The organism is Actinoplanes sp. NPDC051537 (assembly GCF_055586105.1).
Window position 1 is genome coordinate 83,958 of sequence record NZ_JBVJIU010000024.1, and the last position, 18,063, is coordinate 102,020.

An 18,063-nucleotide genomic window follows, 5' to 3' on the forward strand; every position below is an offset into this window, starting at 1 on the left:
CGGCGCCCTCACCCAGCGCGGCGCCCTCACCCAGCGCGGCGCCCTCACCCAGCGCGGCGCCCTCACCCAGCGCGGCGCCCTCACCCAGCGCGGCGCCTCCACCCAGCGCGGCGCCTCCACCCAGCGCGGCGCCCTCAAACCTCTCGCCCGACATTTCCGAAATGTCGGGCGAGTTAGGACCCATGGCGGGGGTGGGCGCGTCGCCGGAGGCCTGCGCGCTCTCGGCCATCTTGATCAGGGGGCGCAGGACGAGGCCGCCCACGAACCAGGTGCCCGCGGCGGCGACGATGGCGGCGAGGACCACAATGATGTCAATCATCCTGACATTTCCGGAATGTCGGCTTTCTACGTCTCGCAGCGGGAGCAGGACCTGCAACTGGGCGCCGGTCTTGAGCGTCTCGGCCCATGACCGCCAGTGTGACCCGTCATCGGCGGTGACGGTCGAATAGCCGTCCTTTACCGGTATCGAGAATTTCGCCGTCGAGCCCCGCTCGGCTCGCACGTCGGCGCCCTGGAGCAGGCGTACGACATATCCGTCGGTCGGCAGCGACCCATTCTTGGCCGCCGCCGCGCGCACCTGAGCGGCACGGGTCGTGAGCGTGTTGTCCACGTCCGCGCGGTCACGGTGGTCGGCGTAGAGCACGACCGCCAGACCGGCCAGCGCCACCACGAGGGCGACGACCGCCGTGATGGCGAGCGTGAGTTGTACGCGAACGGTCCTGGGCCGAAAAACCCGAGGTAGCGCCTCTGGCACGTCCCTACCCTGCCAGTCGAATCACATGGGGCGGCTAAGAATCGCAGTCTCGGGTTACCCTGTAAAGGCCCGGCCGAGAGGCGCTGCAACGGATCACACCCTTCCGCGGTGTTCCGCCACGCTCGGCCGCCAGGCTTGCTGAACGCAAGGGCGCCTCCTGATGAGGGAGGAGCCCTCTTTTCGTGTCCGAAAACGTGTCCGAGAAGCTGCAGGTAGTCAACGGCCTCGAGTTCGCCGTCGCCGATCTCTCGCTCGCCGAGGCCGGCCGTCACCAGCTGCGCCTCGCCGAGCACGAGATGCCCGGCCTCATGTCGATCCGCGAGGAGTTCCGCGAGGCTCAGCCGCTGCGCGGCGCCCGCATCGCCGGCTCGCTGCACATGACCGTGCAGACCGCGGTGCTGATCGAGACCCTGGTCGCCCTCGGCGCCGACGTGCGCTGGGTGTCCTGCAACATCTTCTCCACCCAGGACGAGGCGGCCGCCGCGGTCGTCGTCGGCCGGGGCACCGTCGACGCGCCCACCGGCACCCCGGTCTTCGCCTGGAAGGGCGAGTCGCTGGAGGAGTACTGGTGGTGCACGATGCGCCTGTTCGACTTCGGTAACGGCGCCGGCCCCAACATGATCCTGGACGACGGCGGCGACGCCACCCTGCTCGTGCACAAGGGTGTCGAGTTCGAGGGCGCCGGCGCGGTGCCGCAGGCGACCGAGGCCGACAGCCACGAGTACTCGATCATCCTCGACACGCTGCGCGCCTCGCTCGCCGAGGACGGTCAGCGATTCACCCGGATCGCTTCGGAGATCCGCGGCGTCACCGAGGAGACCACCACCGGCGTCGCGCGGCTCTACAAGCTCGCCAAGGAGGGCACGCTGCTCTTCCCGGCGATCAACGTCAACGACGCGGTCACCAAGAGCAAGTTCGACAACAAGTACGGCATCCGGCACTCGCTGGTCGACGGCCTGAACCGGGCCACCGACGTGATGCTGGGCGGCAAGCTCGCGGTCGTCTGCGGCTACGGCGACGTCGGCAAGGGCGCGGCGGAGACGCTGCGCGGCCAGGGCGCCCGCGTCGTGGTCACCGAGATCGACCCGATCTGCGCGCTGCAGGCCGCGATGGACGGCATGCAGGTCGCCCGTATCGAGGACGTGCTCGCCCAGGCCGACCTCTTCGTCACCACCACCGGCGGCACCGACATCATCACGGTCGAGCACCTGTCCGGCATGAAGCACAACGCCATCGTCGGCAACGTCGGGCACTTCGACGACGAGATCGACATGGCCGGCCTGGCCAAGGTGGCCGGCATCGAGAAGATCGAGATCAAGCCGCAGGTGCACGAGTGGCGCTTCCCGGACGGCCACTCCGTGATCGTCCTCTCCGAGGGCCGCCTGATGAACCTGGGCAACGCCACCGGTCACCCGAGCTTCGTCATGTCGAACTCGTTCAGCAACCAGGCGATCGCGCAGATCGAGCTCTGGACCAAGCCGGGCGAGTACGAGAAGCAGGTGTACGTGCTGCCGAAGCACCTCGACGAGAAGGTTGCCCGGCTGCACCTCGACGCGCTCGGCGTGCAGCTGACCACGCTCACCAAGAAGCAGGCCGAGTACCTCGGCGTCGACGTGGACGGGCCGTACAAGCCCGAGCACTACCGCTACTGATCTTGGATTTCCGACCGGCCGTGCCTTAGGGCGCGGCCGGTCGGGAAAGATGGATCGCGTGCATCACGCCGAGGAGATCCTGCTTTTCATCCTGGCCGCCGTCGCGATCATCGTCGGAACCCGGTGGCTGGCCCGTCGCACGGGCCTGCCCTCGGCCGCCCTCCTCACCATCATCGGCATCGTCTACGCCCTGCTCCCGGGCCCGAACATCGAGCTGCGCCCGGAGCTGGTCCTCACCTTCGTGATCCCGCCGCTGCTCTACAACGCGGCGCTGGATTCGTCCCTGCTCGACATTCGGCACAACCTGCGCACGGTCATCAGCCTCTCGGTGCTGCTCGTGCTGGCCACGGCGATGCTGGTCGGCGTCGGTTTCCACCTGTGGGTCACCGGCGCGACGCTGGCCGCCGGCGTGGCCCTGGGCGCCGCGATCGCCCCGCCCGACCCGGTCGCCGCGCTCGCCGTCGGGCGCCGGGCCGGCCTGCCCGGCAACATGATCACCCTGATCCAGGGCGAGGGCCTGCTCAACGACGCGACGGCGCTGACCATCCTCAGCGTCGCGGTCGCCTCGGTCGACGGCGAGGGCTTCTCGTTCCCGACCGCCGTCGGCGAGTTCGTCCTGGCGGCCGCCGGCGGCGTGGTGTCCGGCGTGATCGTGGCCTACCTCGTACGCCTCCTGCGCCACCTGCGGGACGACCCGATCAGCGCGAACGTCATCTCGCTGGCCACCCCGTTCGCCGCGTTCCTGCTGGCCGAGAGCGTGAAGGTCTCCGGCGTGCTCGCGGTCGTGGTGGCCGGCCTGATCATCGGCCACGACGCGCCGCGCCACTCCTCCGGGGCGAGCCGCCTGCAGACCAGCGCCGTGTGGCGGCTGATCGACTTCATGCTCGAGGGCTTCGTCTTCCTGCTCATCGGCCAGCAGCTCCCGGCCGTCGTCGACCGCCTGCACGAGTACGACACCGCGACGATCTGGACCGCGGTCGGCGTCTCGGTCGGCGTCGTGCTGATCCTGCGCCCGCTCTGGCTGGTGCTCACCCAGCTGCTCCCCGGCCGCATGCACGCCCGCCTCGGCGGCGAGTCGGCCACCGACACCGGCAAGCGCGAGGAGAAGGCGCTCAGCCGCAAGGAGGTGGTGGCGCTCAGCTGGGCCGGCACCCGCGGCGTCATCACGCTGGCCGCGGTCTTCACGCTGCGGGACAACGTGCCCGACCGCGACCTCATGCAGTTCTGCGCCTTCGTGGTCGTGCTGGTCACGCTGCTCGGCCAGGGCCTGACGTTCGCGCCGCTGGTGCGCCGGCTCGGGCTGCGCGCCAACCGGGCCGACCTGGCCCGCGAGCGCAACGAGGCGCGGTCGGCGGCCGTGCGCGCCGCCATCGGCCGCCTCGACGAGATCCAGGAGGAGAAGCACAACGACGTCGAGGACAAGGCCATCGAGACAATGCGCAAGCAGTTGACCGTACGGCTGGACCGGTACCGGAAGCGGCTGGACCTGCTGGAGAAGGCCGAATCGGACGAAGTCCCGGTCTCTCCGCAATACGAGGCCGCTCTCGCCGTACGGCGTGAAGTGATCGACGCCCAGCGTGAGGAACTCCTCCGCTGGCGCGATGCCGGAAACCTCACCGACGAGGGGTTGCGGGTTCTCGAACGCGAGCTCGACCACGAGGAGCGCCTGGCCGAGCGTTCCTGAGCGGTGGCCCGACCTTTTGGCCGGCGCCTAACGGCGATAGCTCCGCTTGCTGCCGTAGCGGACGTTGCCGGCCCTGTCGGAGGCACGCAACTGCACCGTGAACTTCTTGCCGTACTTCCTGGGGTCGAGCCGTAACGTGTAGGGATTGATCCGGTCGGTCGCCACCACCTTGCCGTTGACCAGCATCTCGACCCGCGCGATGCCGTTGGCGTCACTGGCCGACCCGACGATCATGGTCGCCTTCGTCAGCTTCGCGTTGTTCTTGGGCGCGGTCTTGAAGGCCAGGGCGGGTGCGTGGTTGTCGGCGATCACAGTGCGCGTGACGTACCCCTGGTTGCCCAGATCGTCGATGCTCAGCCAGTCGAGCAGCATGCGCCCGTCGGCGCCGATCGGCACCACGACCGAGGTTTGCCGGGTGCTGATCGCGTACGGGTACTGGACCTGGACGTACGCGACGCCATGCGGATCGCTGGTGGTGAGCGTGCTGCGGAAGCTCGTGCCGCGGACGAACGTCCCCTCTCCCGGCGAGACCGTCATCGCCGGCGCGGTCTTGTCGACGTTGACCCGCAGCGATCGGGCCGCCGTGTTGCCGGCCGCGTCCCAGACCCGAAGCTCGACGCTAGCCGCCGGTGCCTGCAACGCCGCGGCCGAGCCCGAGAGCGACGAATCGGTGGAGACGACCGCGCCGTGGATGCGCCACTCGGTGCGCACGATCGGCGACGCGTCCCGGAGCGTGGGGTCGAGGCTGCCGCCCGCGCCGACCCAGCCGCCGCCGGTGTCCAGGCGATTCGACGCGTACGGACTGGTGAAGTCAATGCGCTCGAGCACCGGCGGATCGTCGTCGACGATGTAGTCACCGCAGTGGGTCGTCGTGTTGCCGGCGAGATCGGCGATGATGAAGCACGGCGCCGAGACAGCGTTCGTGGCGTTCCAGAGAAAGCTCCAGGGCGCCGCGGTACGTGTCGCCGCGACGGTGCCGGCCAACCACATGTCGATCTTCGCCGTGTCGGCCGGCACGCCACCGAACGCGATGGTGACCGCCCCGCTGCGCATCGAGGTACGGCTCGCGGGCGTGAGGACTGCCGACGGGACGACATTGTCGACCTTGAGCGGAATGGCCACTATGGCCCGGTTGCCGGCCGCGTCGTACGCCCGCAAGTTGAGCTTGGTCTCGGTCCCGTTGGGCAGCTCGGTGCCGAGCACCTTGCAGATCACCAGTCCCGGCCGCGGCGGCTTGGCCGGAATCCCGCACTTGAATACGGTCGACGTGCCGTCGAGCTGGGTCTCCACCCGGGTCACGCCGACGTCGTCGGTCACGATCGGCGTGAAGGCGAGCTCGGCCGGCAGCAGATGCCGATCGGCCGGAAACCCGAGGTCGCCGAAGACCGGAGCGCTGACGTCCGGCGCCGGGTCATCGGCGAGCGCAGGCGGCGCCGCCGCCGCGAGCAGAGACGCGGCGACCGCCGAGATCAGCAAGACCCGCAACCGCCTACGCCCCATCGAACCCTCCCCCATGATCATCCAGGGCGAGGATCATATACAGCTCCCGCCGCCCCGGAGAACGACGACGGCGCCGTGCACGCGCCATTCGTACCGCACGATCGGCGACGCGACGTGGCGGACGCTCTGCAAGCGGTGGACGGCGCGTGGCTGCGCGGCCGATTCGACGCCATCGACGATCCCGACTACCGCGGCGCCCGGCCCGCCCACGCTGCGTAGACGTGGAACGGGTCGTCCTCGCCGCGCAAGGACATCGTCTCCAGGCGGATCGGGTGGTCCGGGTAGGCGTCGCGGGCGGTCCGGGCCAGGATGTGGCACGCGCCGGCGGCGAAGAACGCCTGGTCGGGCCGCTCCCACGCGACGCGCTGGTCGGAACGCTCGAGGGGCGTCCGGCGGAACGCGCCGGCCCGCTCCGCCGGCGAGACACGACGCTCAGTTCGGCCGGATCCGGTGCAGTCCGCCAGGTGCGCCTCAGCCTCGGCGCGACGCCAACAGGTCGACTTTCGCGATGAGCAACTGTTCTTTGCGCTGATCTCGCTCTCGCCGAAGACGACCAAGCTCGTCCCGGCCGAGGTCGGCGGGAGGCCGGTCCATCCCGGCCTTCGCCTGCACCTCCTTGACCCGGCCCAAGACCCGGGTCCGACTCCCGCGTGGAAATCGTGATCGTGGTCTCGATCAGCAGCCAGTCCCCTTGGAGGTTCTCGCCGTTGATCCGCGCGGACGGCGGTGAGCCCGGCCCTCCCGCAGCACGCCGGGCCCACCGCAACCGGCCACTAGTCGGGGATGTTGCGGCGCCGCAGCCCCGCCACGCCGACCACGCCCAGCACCACCGCCAGGGCGACCAGCACCACCACCGGGGTGGCCGAGAAGTCGCCGCCGGGGAGGTGCGGGATGTGGGTGAACGGGGAGATGTCGAGCACCCACTGGCTCAGCTGGAGGGTCTCGCCGACCAGGAGGATCAGCAGGCAGATCGCGGGCGCCGCCCAGGCGATCAGGGACCAGCGTGGCAGCGTGCCGAACAGCAGGACCGCGATCGCGGCCATCACCCACACGGCGGGGAGCTGGATGATCGTGCCGGCCAGGATGTCGGCGAAGCTGCCGCCGGTGTAGACCAGGGCGGCCACCACGCCCTCGGCGAGCAGGGCGACCGCGGGGCCGAGCAGGGAGAACAGCAGGTGGCTGCCGGCCCAGGCGTAGCGGGAGACGGACGTCGCGAGGACCGCCTCGGCGTGGCCCGTCGTCTCCTCGTCGCGCAGGCGCAGGGTGGCCTGGACGGCGTAACAGGCCGCGATCAGGCCGACGATCCCCGCCGTACCGGCGAAGTAGCTGTCGATCAGCTGATCGGAGCCGCCCAGCCGGGTGAAGATGTCGCTCAGGCCCTGGTTGTCCCGGGCGATGTCGAGGACGCTGCCGCCGACGCCGCCGAAGATCAAACCCAGCAGGGCGAAGCCCAGGGTCCATCCGATCAGCAGGCCGCGGTGCAGACGCCAGGCGAGGGCGAGGGGCGTACGCAGGGAGGCCGGCGCCGACGGACGGCCCAGGCGCGCCGCGAACAAGCCGTCGCCGAGGTCCCGTCGCGAGCGCAGGTAGACGGCGGCGCCGATGGCCGCGGCGGTGAGCAGCACCGCCAGCACGATCGGCCACCAGTTCGCGGCGCCGTACGGGAAGACGCGCGTCACCCAGCCCAGCGGCGACACCCAGGAGAGCCAGGAGAGCCGGCCGTCGCCGAGCGCCGAGATGTCGCCGCCGACCCGCAGCGCGTAGGAGACGCCGAGGACCACGATGGCGATCGAGCGGGCCGAGCGCGCGCTGCTGGTCAGCTGGGCGGCGATCGCCGCGACGGCCGCGAAGATCCAGCCGGCGGCGGTGAACTCGGCGCCGAAGGCCAGCGAGCCGGCGGTGTCGCCGGACTTGCCCGCCATGCCGGCGAAGACCAGCAGGCCCAGCACCAGCGACGCGGCGAGGCTGGTGAGCAGCGCGGCGGCCAGCTGCGCGTGGCGGCCGAGCACGGTCGCGCCGATCAGCTCGGAACGGCCGGCCTCCTCGTCGGCGCGCGTGTGCCGGATGACCGTGAGCAGCGCGAACAGCCCGACGATCACGGGTACGAAGCCCATCCGCCAGGCCGTGAGGTCGGCCAGCGAGTCGCCCTTGAGCAGCCCGTACAGCGCGACGAACCCGCCGTTGTTCCCGCCCGTCGTCGCGAACTGGATGCGCTCGGCGTCGGTCGGGAACAGGCCCTCGAACGAGGCGTAGGTGCCGACCGGGAGCAGGCCGAGGATGACGATCCAGATCGGGGTGAGGAACCGGTCCCGGCGCAGGATGAGCCGTACGATCTTGAAGATGCCGGTCATCACTCGCCTCGCTGGTACTGCCGCAGGAAGAGCTCCTCGAGCGACGGCGGCTGGCTGACCAGGCTGCGCACGCCGACCTTGACCAGGGTCTGCAGGGCCGGCTCGAGCGCGTCGGTGTCCACATCGAAGTGAACCTTGCCGTTCTCGGTGCGCAGGTCGTGCACGCCGACCATGGTGGCCAGGCCGTCGGGCGGTCCGGTCAGCTCGGCCGAGATCGACGTGCGGGTCAGGTGCCGCATCTCGTCGAGCGTGCCGGTCTCCACCGCGCGGCCGTCCCGGATGATCGTGAGACGGTCACACAGCGCCTCGACCTCGGCCAGGATGTGGCTGGAGAGCAACACCGTACGGTCGCCGCGTGTTTTCTCCTGAAGAATGACCTCGCGGAAGACCTCTTCCATCAGCGGGTCGAGGCCGCTGGTCGGCTCGTCGAGGATCAGCAGCTCCACGTCGGACGCGAGGGCCGCGACCAGCGCCACCTTCTGCCGGTTGCCCTTGGAGTAGGTGCGGCCCTTCTTGCGCGGATCGAGCTGGAACCGCTCGAGCAGCTCGGCCCGGCGCGTCGGATCGAGCCCACCCCGGAGGCGGCCGAGCAGGTCGATCACCTCACCGCCGGTGAGGTTCGGCCAGAGCGTCACATCACCCGGCACGTACGCGAGGCGGCGGTGCAGCGCGGTGGCCCGGCCCCACGGATCGCCGCCCAACAGGCTCACCGTGCCGCCGTCGTGCCGCATGAGGCCCAGCAGGATGCGGATCGTCGTGGTCTTGCCGGCCCCGTTCGGGCCCAGGAAACCGTGCACCTCACCGGTCCGGACGTGCAGATCGAGCCCGTCCAGCGCGGTGACCTTGCCGAACCGTTTGATCAGTCCCTCGGCATCGATGGCCTCGGACATGGTTACTCCTCGGGGGTGTGTATCCGCTCCAGCGCGGCTCGCCCGAGCTCGGCCTGCTCGGGAGTCAGAAGCGGAGTGGAGAAGATCTCCAGGGATGCCTTGAGCATCCGGACCCAGCCCTCGGGCTCCCCGGTGTCGACCCCGAGGACACGGGACAGCTGGTCGCGCATGGTGAACATGGACATTTTCATGACGCTGAGCACCGCGACGAAGGCCAGCGGGTCATGCACCTTGAGATCGGTGCCGGCCAGCCACGACTCGCCGTACGCGATCAGGCGGTCGAAGAGCGCGGACGCCTTGGGCGAGCCGTCCATGAGTGAGCGGGTGACATAGCGCTGCCAGAGCAGGATCCGCGGGGTGACCCGGTCGAGCGCTTGAAAGTCGTCGTAACGGGCGCCCAGCGTGATCATCTCGCCCACGACGTAGTCGTCGCAGGCGTCGCGCAGGCCCTCTTTCGAGCCGAAATGGTGACGCAGAAGGCCGGAGGAGACCCCGGCCTTCTGCGCGATGTCACGGATGGTGGCGCCCTCGATGCCGCGCTCGGTGAAGAGCTCGATGGCCGCATCTCGAATGCGGGCCCGTGCGGTGAGGTCGCTGTCCCTACTCACACGTGTAGCTTACTACACACGTGTGTAGCCGGCGCTAGTCTGTAGTGGCGCCGTTCACCACGGCGGTCTTCACGGCGCCGCTGGCGAGGCCCCAGCGCTGGAGGAGATCGCCGTAGGCGCCGGACGCGATCAGCTTGTCGAGCGCGGCCTTGACCGCGTCCCGGAGCTGGCCGTCGCCCTTCGCGAACGGGATGCCGATGTAGCCGGGCTCGTACTGGGCGGCCGACGCCAGCTCGTAGTAGTTGCCGGTGCGGCTGTCGGTGGCCAGGAAGCTGGCGGCCGGGTAGTCGTTGAGCACCGCCGCGGCGCGGCCGGTGCGCAGCTGGAGCAGGGCGTCCGCGTTCGTCTTGTACTCGTTGATCTTCATCGGCCGGTTCCCGCAGCCGGTCTGCGAGCGGTGCAGCAGCTCGGCCTGGACCGTGCCCTTCTCGATCGCGACCGTCTGGCCGCACAGGTTGGCGAGCTCGGCGATGTGGCTCGGGTTGCCCTTCTGCACCAGGATCGACGTCCCGGCCGAGAAGTAGTCGACGAAGTCGGCCTTCTTCTCCCGGTCCCCGGTGTCGGTCACGGCCGACATCACGCCGTCGTACTCGCCGGCCGCCACCTTGTCGATCGCGGTCTGGAAGACGCCGGTCACCAGCTCGACCTTGATGCCGAGCACCTTGCCGAGCGCGTCGGCGAGGTCGGGCTCGAACCCGACGATCGTGCGCCCGTCGGCCGCGAACTGCTCCATCGGCGGGTAGCTGGCGTCGGTGACGAACCGGACCGTGCCGCGGTCGCGGATCGCCTGCGGCAGCTTGTCGTGCAGCGCCTGGTCGAACCGCACGCTGTCGACGGCCGCCGTGGCGTCCGCCTTGTTCTCCAGGGCCGCGTCGCAGCCACCGGCCGCCAGCGCGAGCACCGCGCCCGCCGCGATCAGAACGTTCCTCATCGGACTCCACCTCCAGCTCGGATCTTGTGCGGGACGGGCACCTGCGGCCACGGCACCGGCCGCGACCAGAGGTAGCCCTGCGCGTCGTCGCAGCCGGCCGCGGCCAGCCACTCGGCGATGTCGGGGTTCTCGACGCCCTCGGCGGTCACCCGGCAGCGCAGGCCGTGCGCCAGCGCGATCACCGCGCGGACGATCGCCTGGCTGTCCGGCTCCTCGAGGACGGCGGCCACGAACGTACGGTCGATCTTGATCTCGGACAGCGGCGCGCCACGGAGGCGCCCGAGGCTGCTGGACCTGGTGCCGAAGTCGTCCAGCGAGATCCGAACGCCGCGGGCCGCGACCCGGCGCACGCCGGCGCGCACCCGCTCGAGGTCCTCGACCATGGCGGTCTCGGTGACCTCCAGGGTCAGGCCGGCCGGCGCCGCGCCCAGCTCGTCCAGCAGGCCGGTCACCATCTCGGCGAAGTTCGGCGAGTCGAGGTTGCGGGCCGACACGTTCACCGAGACGGTCCAGTCCCGGCCGGTCGCCGTCCACGCCTGCTGATCGGTCAGCGCGCGGCGCAGCACCCAGGCGGTGAGCGGCTCGATAAGCCCGGACTGCTCGGCCACCGGCAGGAACTCGGCCGGCAGCAGCAGCCCACGCTCGGGGTGCTGCCAGCGCACCAGCGCCTCCACCCCGGTCACCGTGCCGTCGGACAGCCGCACCCGTGGCTGGTAGTGCAGCACCAGCTCGTCGCGCTCGACGGCGCGCCGCAGCTCGGTCCGCAGGCTCAGCCGCTTCCCGGCGGCCTTCTCCCCGGTCTTCGCCGCCGCCTTCTCCCCCGCGTGGATCACGATGCCGGAGCTGCCACGCTTGCCCTGGTACATGGCCGCGTCCGCGTGCCGGAGCAGCTTCTCCAGGTCGTCGCCGTGCCCCGGGTAGAGCGCGGCGCCGAAGCTCGCCTCGATGCTCAGCGGCACGCCGTCGAGCACCATCTCGCGGGTGAGCGAGCCGCGCACGTTCTCCAGCAGCGTGCGCACCCCGTCGGCGTCGAGACCGGGCAGGATCAGCGCGAACTCGTCGCCGCCGAGCCGGGCCGCGGTGTCGCCGGGCCGGACGCCGGCCGCCAGCCGGCCGCTGACCACGCGCAGCAGCTCGTCGCCGGCGTGGTGGCCGAGGGTGTCGTTGACCTCCTTGAACCGGTTGAGGTCGACGATCACGACGGCGCCGCCCTCGCCGTCGCGCTGGGACGCGGCCACCGCGGCGACGGCCCGCTGCCGGAACGCCTCCCGGTTGGGCAGGCCGGTGAGCGCGTCGTGCAGGGCCTCGTGCTCCTGGCGGGCCGCGTACTTGCGCAGCGACCGGGTGGTCGACCAGGAGATCAGCGCCATCGCGAGGTAGAGCAGCCCGAGGCCGCCGCCGAGCCGTCGATAGGTGACGGACATCTGCTCGTGCAGGCGAGCGGCGATCTTGTCGTACGGCAGATAGAGCTCGAGGACGCCGATGGCCTCGCCCGACGCCCGGGCGAAGACCGGCTGGAGCACCCGGATGATCTGGCCGCCCGGGGCCGCGTCGTCGGCGGTCAGCGTGGCCGCGGCCCGGCCCATGGTGGCCGCCTTGAAGGCCGGGTCGGAGACCGGCACCCCGCCCGAGGTGGAGCCGTCGTCGGAGAAGACGACCTGCCCGCTGAAGTTGCGCAGCCGCATCCGCAGCACCGACCCGTGGTACAGGGCGAGGTCGGTCGCCTTGGCCAGGCTGTCCCGCTGCCCGGCGGTGACGCCGCGGCTCAGATCCGCATCGTCCAACGCCGGGGCGATCGCCATCTCGGCGATCACGGCCGCCTGCGCCGTGCCCTGGTCCTGACCCTGTCTGGCGACGTCGTCGCGCACGCCGCTGAGCAGCAGCAGGCCGAGCGCCCCGACCGGGAGGAGGCTGGCAACGGCGTACGTCGCGAAGAGGCGCGATCCCGACCGCGCCCCTCGCTGGGAACTTCCTCGACGCCACACGGAACCGCTTATCGACCCGGTTGCCGTTCGGTTGAGAAGAAGCTCCCCACCAGTTACGAGCCGGACTCCAGCACGCGGCGGTAGTGCTTGTCGCGTACGCGCAAGATCCCCGCGCCCAGCAGCGCCGCGAGCAGGGAGCCCAGCAGGACGCCCAGCTTCGCGTGTTGATCGCGGACGCTGCCGGCGCCGAAGGCCAGCTCGCCGATCAGCATCGACACGGTGAAGCCGACCCCGCCGAGCATCGCCATCCCGGCGACGTCCCACCAGTCCAGCTCGCCGTCGAGCTCGGCCCGGGTGAACCGCTGCACCAGCCAGGTCGCGCCGGTGATGCCGATCGTCTTGCCCACCACGAGGCCGACCACCACCCCGATCGTGACCGCGTCGCGCAGGCTCGCCCCCAGCCCGCCGACCGTGACCCCGGCCGCGAAGAACGCGAACACCGGCACCGCGACGCCCGCCGACACCGGCCGCCACCGATGCTCGAACCGGACACCGAGCTTGACCGGCACGGTGAAGGCGAGCAGCACGCCGGCGACCGTGGCGTGCACGCCCGACTCGTGCACCAGCGCCCAGGTCGCCGCGGCCAGGGGCAGCAGCGCCCACCACGAACGCACCCCGCGCCGGGCCAGCAGCGCGAAGCCGGCCAGCGGCAGCAGCGCGAGCAGCAGCGGCAGGACGTGCAGCGAGGAGGTGTAGAAGATCGCGATGATGGTGATGGCGAGCAGGTCGTCGACGACGGCGAGGGTCAGCAGGAAGGTACGCAGGCCGGCCGGGAGCGCGGTGCTGATCAGGCCGAGCACGGCCACCGCGAACGCGATGTCGGTGGCGGTCGGGACGGCCCAGCCGCGCAGGGCGCCGTGCGCGTTGAACGCCACGTAGATCAGCGCGGGCGCCACCATCCCGCCGACGGCCGCCGCCACCGGCAGCGCGGCCCGGCGCGGATCGCGCAGATCGCCGGCGACGAGCTCGCGCTTGAGCTCGAGGCCGGCCACGAAGAAAAAGATCGCCAGCAGCCCGTCCGCGGCCCACTCGGCCAGGGTCAGGCCGCCGAGGTGGGTCTCGGAGATCTCCCGATAGGCCGCCGACCACGGCGAGTTGGCCCAGATCAGGGCGAGCACGGTGGCGGCGAGCATGAGCAGGCCGCCGGTGGTCTCGGTGCGGAGGATGCCGGCGATGCGCCGAAGCTCGGAACGGGTGCCGCGAGCGAACATGCGTGAGACCGACAAAACGGACCTCCGGGGGTCGACGGGACACATCGCCGACCAGGCTTCCCGGCACACCGGGATCAACCTTAGTGCACGGGACTGCCCTTGATCGCTCGTCGCAACCATCGCAGACCGCGCCCGAGCACGGCCGCGAACGCGATCAGCAGGGCCAGGAGCCAGGGGCGTCCGTGCCCGAGCAGATCGCCGTCCCGGTCGGCGAGAAACCCGACGTAGACCAGCACCGCGAAGACCGTGACGCCGACGCAGGCCCGCCAGTCCACCAGCAGCATCGCCGTCACCCCGGCCACCAGCGCCATCGCCAGCAGCCGGCACGCGTGCTGCCCGGGCGCGAACGTCCCCGCGGCCACGAGGGCGCCGGCGATCACCGCGACACATCCGCCGGCCAGACCGAATGCCACCTCGTCCGCTGAACTCTTCACCCCGACATGGCACCTCACCCGCCTGAGAAATCCCTGCGGCCGGCCTCACCATGATCCTGGCCCGGCCCGCGGGGAGGCCCGCAAGATCGACGCATCCTGTTGCGGGGGAAGCGCGTTAGCCCGGCGTGCGTATCTCTAAGCATGTCCGCCGCGCCGCCGTCACCGGCGCCGTGGCCCTCGCGATCTGTGTCGTGGCGCGGCCGGCCGACGCGGCGGTCGGCACGACCACCCGCATGGCGCCGTCGTTCAACGGCTCGGTCTACGCGATCGCCTATCGCGGCGACACCGTGTTCGTCGGCGGATCCTTCACCAGCACCACGGTCGGCGGCCGCAGCGTCGCCCGGGAGCGGCTGGCCGCGTTCGACTCGCGTACCGGCCGGCTGCTCGACTGGGCGCCCCGGGCCGACGGCACCGTCCGCGCCCTCGCCATCTCCGGAACCTCGGTCTACGCGGCCGGCGACTTCGGCGCCGTCTCCGGGCACGCCCGTGACTCGCTGGCCCGGATCGACGCCGGCAGCGGCGCGGTCGGCACCTTCGCGCACGGCATCGACGGCAGCCCGCGGGCTCTCGCGGTCGGCAACGGCCGGCTCTACCTGGCCGGCACGATCAGCCGGGTCGACCGGCAGGACCGGCAGCGGCTCGCCGCGTTCTCGCTGACCACCGGGGTGCTCGACGACGACTGGACGCCGACCGCGGACAACACCGTCTACTCGCTGGCCTACCGGGACTCGAAGGTCTTCCTGGGCGGCAGCTTCCACCGCACCGACGACGAGCGCTCGACGCTGCGGCTCTCCGCGGTCGACGCGACCAGCGGCGAGCTCGACGAGAGCTTCCGGCCGACGCCACCCTCGGTGGTCTACTCGGTCGCGGTCGACGGCGACGGCGTCTACGTGGCCATGGGTGGCCCGGGCGGACGGGCGGCGGCGTACACCCATGGCGGCCGGACGCGCTGGACGCGGACCTTCGACGGCGACGTCCAGGCGGTCGCGGTGCTGGACGGCACCGCCTACGTCGGCGGGCACTTCGACCGGGCCTGCACCACCGACACCACCGGGGCCCACGGCACCTGCACCGACGGCTCGGCCTCCCGGGTCAAGCTGGCCGCGGTGACCGGCAGCGGCGCGCTCGCCTCGTGGGCGCCGCAGGCCAACGGCATCGTCGGGGTGCGGACGATCGCGGTCGACCCCGAGCACGGCACGGTGGCGGCCGGCGGCGACTTCACCACCATCGGCGGCCGGGCCCAGAAGCGCTTCGCCTCCTTCGGCTGATGCGGCGCGCGGTCCTCTTCGCGGTGGCGCTGGCGGCGGCCGGCGCCACCGGGCCGTCGGCGCACGCGTCGACGGCGCCCCCGCCCCAGCCCCAGCCCCGTTTCACGGTGCGCTTCACGTTCGACGGCGACCGGCCGCTGGCCGACGTCTCGGGGCACGGCCACGACCTGAGCCCGGTGACCCGGCACGGCGGCTCGTTCGCCACGATCGCGCACGACGGCGGGGGCGCATTGACGTTCCCGGCCCCGTGCCACACCGAACCCTGTCCGCGGATCGCCCTGCGTGCCGTCCCGGACGACGACCTGAACCCGGGCGTGCGCCCGATCCGCTACGGCGCGTCGGTGCGGCTCGACCCCGACGAGACGACCAAGGGCGAGAACGTGCTGCAGAAGGGCTACTCGGCCCGGGGCAGCCAGTACAAGCTGCAGATCGACGGGGTGGCCGGCCGGCCGAGCTGCGTGCTGGTCGACGACGAGCGCCCGAAGATCCATGTGGCGCTCGGCTCGGTCACGGTGGCCGACGGCCGCTGGCACACGCTCGAGTGCCGCCGCGCCGGCGCCGGCCTGACGATCCTGGTCGACGGCGAGCGCCGGGGCGGCACGAAGATCCCGGCCGACCTCTCGATCAGCAACCGGATCCCGCTGAGCGTCGGCGGGAAGGGGTCGTTCACCGACAACGACCAGTTCCAGGGGACGCTCGACGACGTGTGGGTCTCAATAGGAGAGTGAGTACGGCTTGCTCACCACGTTCACCTGACCGAACCAGGTGGTGAGCTCGACGCGTACCTCCGGGGTGCCCGGCACCCGGGGCACCGGCGCGAGGTGCAGATTGTGCTGGGAGAAGACCACCGCGCCGGTCAGCTCGACCTCGACGCCCTCGGGCACGGTCACGTTGACCTGACCGAACAGGCACAGCCCGGCGATCTCGATGGCGCGCTGGTCGGTGATCACCTCGCGCAGGTCGATGTCGGTCTTGCCGAAGAAGCAGCGCAGCCACAGCCGCGGCGAGCGCAGCCGCCACCGGCCCCGGCGCTTGGTCTCGCTGAAGACCGTGGTGACGCTGTCGACCGTCTGCGCCGAGCCGACGACCGGCGCCGCGGCGAGGTCGGCGGTGGCCCGCTCGATCTCCTGCGCGCTCTCGGCCGCGTAGACCGCGCCGACCCGGGCGCTGAACTGCTCGAGGGTCAGCCGGCCCTCGCCGCAGGCGCGTTGAAGGATCTCGGCGGCCCGCTCACGCTCGTGGTCGGACGGTGACATCGGCGCCGGTGAGCTCACGGTCAGCACTGTAGTCCGTGCCGCCGTCACGTGATGTCCCGTCGCGCGGTGACGGCGGCCCCGGCGAGGGCCAGCGCGGCGGCGTAGAGGGCCAGGACGAGCGCGGCCGACCACGGCGCGGGGCGACCGGCCGTGTTGGGCAGTCCGACCAGCGCCTGGCCGAGCGCGAACGGCAGCCAGCGGCTCGCGTCGCCGATCAGCTCGCCGACCACGCCCTCGATCAGCGCGATCCAGGCCAGGGCCGCGGCGATCGCGGCGCCGAGGTTGGTGATCAGCGCGCCGACGCCGACGCCGAGCGCGGCGAACGCGATGTTCCAGCCGACCCCGCCGGCCACGGTCCGCCACAGCACGCCGCTCGCCAGGTCGATCCCCGAGCCCTTGGCGGCCAGCCAGATCGCGTCGGTCACCAGCGCCGTCACCGCGGCGGACGCGCCGAAGACCGCGCCGGCCGCCGCCGAAACGATCAGCTTGTCGCGGACGACCCGGCCCCGGCGCGGCCGGGCGAGGAACGTGTCGGTGATCGTCCGGTGCCGGTACTCGCCGGCGATCGCGAGGATCCCGAGCAGCAGGCCGAAGAGCGCGACCAGACCGATGTGCGCCATCGCGTTGCGCTGCCCGGCGTCGCTCGCCGGATCGTCCCGGCGGAACATCAGCCCGCTCACCCCGGCCGCCACCACGACCTGGGCGATCGCCAGCAGCAGCCAGGTGCTTCGCGCGGTGGTCAGCTTGCGCAGCTCGGCCCTCATGCCACACCCCCGGTGAGCCGCAGGAACGTGTCCTCGAGACCGGCCGGCTCGTCGAGCGGCCCGGCGTGGCGCAGCTCGCCGTCGCCCAGGATCACCACCCGGTCGGCGATCTGCTGCACCTCGGCCAGCACGTGGCTGGAGACGACCACGGTCCGGCCCTCGGCGCCGAGGTCCCGCAGCGTCCCGCGCAGCCAGGCCAGCCCGGCCGGGTCGAGCCCGTTGCCCGGTTCGTCGAGCACCAGTGCCTCGGGGTCGCCGAGCAGCGCGGTGGCCAGGCCAAGCCGCTGCCGCATGCCGAGCGAGTAGCCGCGCACCCGGCGATCGGCGGCGGCGGCCAGCCCGACCTGGTCGAGCACCGGGGCGACCCGCGACGCCGGCAGGCCGGACTGCTCGGCCGAGATGGTCAGATGCTGTCGCGCCGTGCGGCCGGGGTGGAAGCCGGTCGCGTCGAGCAGGGCGCCCACCACCCGGCGGGGCTGCGGCAGGTCGGCATAGCGGCGACCGCCGATCGTGGCGGCGCCGGCGGTCGGGCGGACGAGCCCGAGCAGCATCCGCAGCGTCGTCGTCTTGCCGGCCCCGTTGGGCCCGAGGAACGCGGTCACCCCGGCGGTCATCGAGCAGGTCAGATCTCGTACGGCGGAGATCGCCCCGAACTGCTTGGAAAGTCCATCGAGCACGATGTCGGTCATGGGGCCGACTCTGGCCGAACGGGTGGCGCCCGCGAGTCGCCCGGCCGCGGCATCTTCGGCGTACAGCATCGGCGGTATCCCCCCGG

Annotated in this window: 17 protein-coding genes; 4 read left to right on the forward strand and 13 right to left on the reverse strand. The window is 71.6% G+C overall.

Annotated features, from left to right (window positions below; all coding sequences use genetic code 11):
• Positions 1–670, reverse strand: a 670-nt coding sequence (locus ACZ6TB_RS42375; RefSeq protein WP_465565362.1) for a hypothetical protein, incomplete at its 3' end; no start/stop codon positions are given.
• Positions 671–948: 278 nt separating this feature from the next.
• Here ACZ6TB_RS42375 and ahcY point away from each other — a divergent pair.
• Both ahcY and ACZ6TB_RS42385 read left to right on the forward strand, forming a co-directional pair.
• On the forward strand, positions 949–2,406 hold the full coding sequence (ahcY, locus tag ACZ6TB_RS42380) for an adenosylhomocysteinase (protein WP_465565588.1): 1,458 nt from the start codon (positions 949–951) through the stop codon (positions 2,404–2,406).
• A 49-nt stretch (positions 2,407–2,455) separates the two neighbouring features.
• Complete coding sequence (locus ACZ6TB_RS42385; RefSeq protein ID WP_465565365.1) at positions 2,456–4,090, forward strand: Na+/H+ antiporter; 1,635 nt, start codon at positions 2,456–2,458, stop codon at positions 4,088–4,090.
• A 27-nt stretch (positions 4,091–4,117) separates the two neighbouring features.
• Here the strand turns inward: ACZ6TB_RS42385 and ACZ6TB_RS42390 are convergent, their stop codons facing one another.
• From ACZ6TB_RS42390 to ACZ6TB_RS42430, 9 genes are all read right to left on the reverse strand, one after another.
• Complete coding sequence (locus ACZ6TB_RS42390) at positions 4,118–5,590, reverse strand: Ig-like domain-containing protein (RefSeq protein WP_465565368.1); 1,473 nt, start codon at positions 5,588–5,590, stop codon at positions 4,118–4,120.
• Positions 5,591–5,775: 185 nt separating this feature from the next.
• Positions 5,776–6,147, reverse strand: coding sequence for a hypothetical protein (locus ACZ6TB_RS42395; protein WP_465565371.1), 372 nt, complete (start codon positions 6,145–6,147; stop codon positions 5,776–5,778).
• A gap of 216 nt (positions 6,148–6,363) precedes the next feature.
• Positions 6,364–7,941: an ABC transporter permease gene (locus tag ACZ6TB_RS42400; RefSeq protein WP_465565374.1), complete on the reverse strand. Its 1,578-nt coding sequence runs from the start codon at positions 7,939–7,941 to the stop codon at positions 6,364–6,366.
• Entirely contained in the window at positions 7,941–8,831 is an 891-nt protein-coding gene (locus tag ACZ6TB_RS42405; RefSeq protein WP_465565376.1) for an ABC transporter ATP-binding protein, read from the reverse strand. The genes ACZ6TB_RS42400 and ACZ6TB_RS42405 overlap by 1 nt, the downstream gene beginning before the upstream one ends.
• A 2-nt stretch (positions 8,832–8,833) precedes the next feature.
• Positions 8,834–9,439, reverse strand: a complete 606-nt coding sequence (locus ACZ6TB_RS42410; protein WP_465565379.1) for a TetR/AcrR family transcriptional regulator — start codon at positions 9,437–9,439, stop codon at positions 8,834–8,836.
• 34 nt (positions 9,440–9,473) lie between these two features.
• Positions 9,474–10,370, reverse strand: a complete 897-nt coding sequence (locus ACZ6TB_RS42415) for an ABC transporter substrate-binding protein (protein ID WP_465565381.1) — start codon at positions 10,368–10,370, stop codon at positions 9,474–9,476.
• The gene (locus ACZ6TB_RS42420) at positions 10,367–12,355 is read right to left on the reverse strand and encodes a putative bifunctional diguanylate cyclase/phosphodiesterase (RefSeq protein ID WP_465565384.1); all 1,989 of its coding nucleotides are present in this window, start codon (positions 12,353–12,355) and stop codon (positions 10,367–10,369) included. The genes ACZ6TB_RS42415 and ACZ6TB_RS42420 overlap by 4 nt, the downstream gene beginning before the upstream one ends.
• 53 nt (positions 12,356–12,408) lie before the next feature.
• A complete protein-coding gene (gene nhaA, locus ACZ6TB_RS42425; protein WP_465565386.1) occupies positions 12,409–13,566 on the reverse strand; it encodes a Na+/H+ antiporter NhaA in 1,158 nt (385 codons plus the stop codon).
• A gap of 80 nt (positions 13,567–13,646) precedes the next feature.
• Positions 13,647–14,000: a hypothetical protein gene (locus ACZ6TB_RS42430; RefSeq protein ID WP_465565388.1), complete on the reverse strand. Its 354-nt coding sequence runs from the start codon at positions 13,998–14,000 to the stop codon at positions 13,647–13,649.
• Between the two features lie 125 nt (positions 14,001–14,125).
• On the opposite strand from ACZ6TB_RS42430, the gene ACZ6TB_RS42435 reads away from it, so the two are divergent.
• Positions 14,126–15,268: an NHL repeat-containing protein gene (locus tag ACZ6TB_RS42435; RefSeq protein ID WP_465565390.1), complete on the forward strand. Its 1,143-nt coding sequence runs from the start codon at positions 14,126–14,128 to the stop codon at positions 15,266–15,268.
• On the forward strand, positions 15,268–15,996 hold the full coding sequence (locus ACZ6TB_RS42440) for a LamG-like jellyroll fold domain-containing protein (RefSeq protein WP_465565393.1): 729 nt from the start codon (positions 15,268–15,270) through the stop codon (positions 15,994–15,996). Before ACZ6TB_RS42435 ends, ACZ6TB_RS42440 begins: the two co-directional genes overlap by 1 nt.
• Here the strand turns inward: ACZ6TB_RS42440 and ACZ6TB_RS42445 are convergent.
• The 3 genes from ACZ6TB_RS42445 to ACZ6TB_RS42455 are packed head-to-tail and all read right to left on the reverse strand — an operon-like array spanning position 15,982 to position 17,977.
• Positions 15,982–16,542: a DUF1707 SHOCT-like domain-containing protein gene (locus ACZ6TB_RS42445; RefSeq protein ID WP_465565396.1), complete on the reverse strand. Its 561-nt coding sequence runs from the start codon at positions 16,540–16,542 to the stop codon at positions 15,982–15,984. The two genes, ACZ6TB_RS42440 and ACZ6TB_RS42445, sit on opposite strands and share 15 nt — an antisense overlap.
• Before the next feature lie 26 nt (positions 16,543–16,568).
• Positions 16,569–17,288, reverse strand: coding sequence for an ABC transporter permease (locus ACZ6TB_RS42450; protein WP_465565399.1), 720 nt, complete (start codon positions 17,286–17,288; stop codon positions 16,569–16,571).
• On the reverse strand, positions 17,285–17,977 hold the full coding sequence (locus tag ACZ6TB_RS42455) for an ABC transporter ATP-binding protein (protein ID WP_465565402.1): 693 nt from the start codon (positions 17,975–17,977) through the stop codon (positions 17,285–17,287). The genes ACZ6TB_RS42450 and ACZ6TB_RS42455 overlap by 4 nt, the downstream gene beginning before the upstream one ends.
• Positions 17,978–18,063 lie beyond the last annotated feature (86 nt).

Bases quoted from the DNA above. Each gene is read 5' to 3' on its own strand.
- ACZ6TB_RS42385 (WP_465565365.1), top strand. From the start codon at position 2,456: ATGGATCGCGTGCATCACGCCGAGGAGATCCTGCTTTTCATCCTGGCC.
- ACZ6TB_RS42390 (WP_465565368.1), bottom strand. From the start codon at position 5,590: ATGGGGCGTAGGCGGTTGCGGGTCTTGCTGATCTCGGCGGTCGCCGCG.
- ACZ6TB_RS42400 (WP_465565374.1), bottom strand. From the start codon at position 7,941: ATGACCGGCATCTTCAAGATCGTACGGCTCATCCTGCGCCGGGACCGG.
- ACZ6TB_RS42405 (WP_465565376.1), bottom strand. From the start codon at position 8,831: ATGTCCGAGGCCATCGATGCCGAGGGACTGATCAAACGGTTCGGCAAG.
- ACZ6TB_RS42415 (WP_465565381.1), bottom strand. From the start codon at position 10,370: ATGAGGAACGTTCTGATCGCGGCGGGCGCGGTGCTCGCGCTGGCGGCC.
- nhaA (WP_465565386.1), bottom strand. From the start codon at position 13,566: ATGTTCGCTCGCGGCACCCGTTCCGAGCTTCGGCGCATCGCCGGCATC.
- ACZ6TB_RS42440 (WP_465565393.1), top strand. From the start codon at position 15,268: ATGCGGCGCGCGGTCCTCTTCGCGGTGGCGCTGGCGGCGGCCGGCGCC.
- ACZ6TB_RS42450 (WP_465565399.1), bottom strand. From the start codon at position 17,288: ATGAGGGCCGAGCTGCGCAAGCTGACCACCGCGCGAAGCACCTGGCTG.
- ACZ6TB_RS42455 (WP_465565402.1), bottom strand. From the start codon at position 17,977: ATGACCGACATCGTGCTCGATGGACTTTCCAAGCAGTTCGGGGCGATC.